At 67.5% G+C, this 2,842-nt stretch carries 3 protein-coding genes; all 3 read left to right on the top strand.

What is annotated here, in order from left to right; all coding sequences use genetic code 11:
- Nucleotides 1-215 precede the first annotated feature (215 nt).
- Nucleotides 216-800 (top strand): phosphate-starvation-inducible PsiE family protein, encoded by a 585-nt coding sequence (locus I6U14_RS11070; protein ID WP_296899314.1) that lies wholly within the window; start codon nt 216-218, stop codon nt 798-800.
- On the top strand, nt 800-1,621 hold the full coding sequence (locus tag I6U14_RS11065; RefSeq protein WP_296899312.1) for a DUF3298 and DUF4163 domain-containing protein: 822 nt from the start codon (nt 800-802) through the stop codon (nt 1,619-1,621). The genes I6U14_RS11070 and I6U14_RS11065 overlap by 1 nt, the downstream gene beginning before the upstream one ends.
- Before the next feature lie 208 nt (nt 1,622-1,829).
- On the top strand, nt 1,830-2,842 hold a 1,013-nt coding region (locus I6U14_RS11060; RefSeq protein WP_296899310.1), incomplete at its 3' end, for a ribonucleotide-diphosphate reductase subunit beta.

The raw sequence follows: 2,842 nt of genomic DNA, 5'->3' as shown, positions 1-2,842 counted from the left end.
AAGACGTCAGACGAGTTGCGCAGGTGTCTCGTGGGCTCGGAGATGTGTAGAAGTGACAGGGGTGGCACTGGCCCGACTTCGCTCGCGTCGCCGTGGTCCTCGCCGCGGTGGCGGCGGCCGGCGCGCTGGGCACCCTGCTCCTGCGCATCGCAAGGCCCCAGCGCGCTCGGCCACGGGCACCCGCCCACCTACGCTCGCCCGCGGAGGGCCAGGCCATGAGCGGGGGGCCGGCAGAGCACGAGGAGTTCCCCACCCGGGCGCCGGACCCGGTGCTGCGGCTGCTGCACCGCATCCTGCGGCTGGCCACCTATGTGCTGGCCATCGCCATGGTGGTGGTGATCATCGAGGGCGTCGCGAGCGTCATCCATGCGCTGTACCTGACCATGTCCCGGCCGCCTTACTTCATGGTGCCGGACATCGTGAAGCTGTTCGGCGTCTTCCTCGCCGTGCTCATCGCCTATGAGATCTTCGCCAATATCACGCTCTACCTGCGCACGGACGTCTTTCCGGTGAAGCTGGTCGTGGCCACCGCTGTGATGGCCATCGCGCGGAAGGTCATCATCCTCGACATGGAAGACTACACAGCGCTGGACCTGGTGGGGATCGGCGCCGTGGTGCTGGCGCTCGGCATCGCCTACTGGCTCATCTCCCAAGCGGATGCCTCTGGTGACAAGACACACTGGCAGCCGGACGGAGAGGCGTGGGGGCACGCCAACCTACGCATCACAAGCCACTGGCCAGCCGTCCGGCGCACGCGCCGGCGGCGGGCACGGCGGCACTGCTGCTTGGGCGGGGGCTGATGACAGCGGGGGAGAGCGTCCGCAGTGACACCGCGACAGCCGACTCAGACGCCGCGGTGACGGCTTCCGAGTCGGGCGTCGACTCGGCAGCCGGGTCGGCGTCGGAAAGCCGGCCGACGCTGTCGCGGGAGGTCATCGAAGACGGCAGCGCGGTGCGCCTATTCCATGCCCGCGGCGACCTGGTGGAGGTGGAGGTCGTCTACCCGGTGCTGCCCGACGATGGGTCTGGCGACGACGCAGCAGTCACGCAGGCCAACGCCGCCATCGCCGCGGCCTTCGGCGAAGCGGCCGAGGACTTCCTGACGCAATACGACGAGGTGCTAAGCGACAACGGCGGCGAGCACATCGGCAATCCCTGGTCCTTCTCCTTGGGCTACCAGGGCGTGTATGTCACCGACACGCTCGTGGCCGTCGACGGCGGCGGCTACATGTACACCGGCGGAGCCCATGGCGGCGCTCTCTACCTGCCGCTGGTACTGGAGCGCCGCAGCGGCGCGCGCCTCAAGCCTGCGGACCTGTTTCGCCCGGACAGCGACTGGCTCGAGCTGCTCGCCCGCCACAGCCGGTCGGCGCTTGCGGACCAGGAGCCCTTCCGCAGCGAGCCCAACCTATTGACGGACGAGTGGTTCCAAGAGGGCACGGCGCCCGTAAAGGACAACTACGGCCTGCTGCTGCCGACGGCCGAAGGTCTGCGCGTCGCCTTCAGCCACTATCAGATCGGGCCCTACGCCATCGGCGACTTCCACGTCACGGTGCCCTATGCGGCGCTGCGCGATGTGCTGAGCCCGGCCCTGTTCCCGACCAAGACGTCGAGCGATTGATGACCACTCCGGCAGAAACGGGCTAGCGCCGAGCCGGTCCCAGTAGAGGAGATGTCGAGCTCTTCGCCATCCTGGCCAAACATCGGACGGAACCGGAAAACGAGGTTTCCCGCGCAGTAAGCGCCAATAGATCGGCGCTTTCCTGGGCAACCCAACCACCCATCACCCGTGCCACAACCCGCAACACAGAGACCCTGGAGGAAATCCGATGCTGAATTGGGACGACCCCCTCGCCAACGTCACCACCCGGCCCCACAACGCGCCGCACTCGATGCCGGCGAGTGATGCCGCTTTCGGCGACAACGCTGGCGAGCAAGACTTCCCGCTCCGTGGGGGCGCCGAAGACAGCGACCTGTTGCATGCCGAGGCCCGCACCGACACGGGCCCAGCGCCACGCCCGGGCGACGGCATCGTCGGCAACGAGGCCCTGATGCGCAGTGCGGGCGCCGCGCCCGTGGTGGACCCGAACCCGCTGCCGCCCCAGCGCTCGCTGCTTGACGAGGCGGCGGCACCACACACCGACTCCGACACCGGCGCCCAGGGCGGCGCCACGGGCCTCGAGAGCCTGGAGATGGGCGCCGGCCGCCTGCGCGTGGACGACAAGCGCATCATCAACTGCCACGCGGACCTGAACCAGCTGGTGCCCTTCAAGTACGACTGGGCCTGGCAGAAGTACCTCGACGGCTGCGCCAACCACTGGATGCCGCAGGAAATCAACATGAACGCGGACATCGCGCTGTGGAAGGACCCGCAGGGCCTCACCGAGGACGAGCGCACCATCATCAAGCGCAACCTGGGCTTCTTCTCGACCGCGGACTCCCTGGTGGCCAACAACCTGGTGCTGGCCGTCTACCGCCACATCACCAACCCCGAATGTCGCCAATACCTGCTGCGTCAGGCCTTCGAGGAGGCCCTGCACACCCATGCGTATCAATACGTGGTGGAGAGCCTGGGCCTGGATGAGGGCGAGATCTTCAACATGTACCGGGAGCTGCCCGCGGTGGCCCGCAAGGCCGAATGGGCCTTGCCCTATACCCAGTACCTGGCAGACCCGAACTTCCACACCGGCACGCCGGAGAACGACCAGCGCCTGCTGCGCGAGCTGGTCGCCTTCTACGTGATCTTCGAAGGCATCTTCTTCTACGTCGGCTTCGTGCAGGTGCTCTCCATGGGCCGGCGCAACAAGATGACCGGCACCGCCGAGCAGTTCCAGTACATCCT

It is taken from the genome of Thiohalocapsa sp. (assembly GCF_019695415.1).
GTDB lineage: Bacteria > Pseudomonadota > Gammaproteobacteria > Chromatiales > Chromatiaceae > Thiohalocapsa.
The sequence above is the reverse complement of the archived record's forward strand: the minus strand, read 5'-3'. Positions and strand labels throughout refer to the sequence as shown.

Coding starts and splice junctions, on each gene's coding strand:
- I6U14_RS11070 (WP_296899314.1), top strand. CDS start 216: ATGAGCGGGGGGCCGGCAGAGCACGAGGAGTTCCCCACCCGGGCGCCG.
- I6U14_RS11065 (WP_296899312.1), top strand. CDS start 800: ATGACAGCGGGGGAGAGCGTCCGCAGTGACACCGCGACAGCCGACTCA.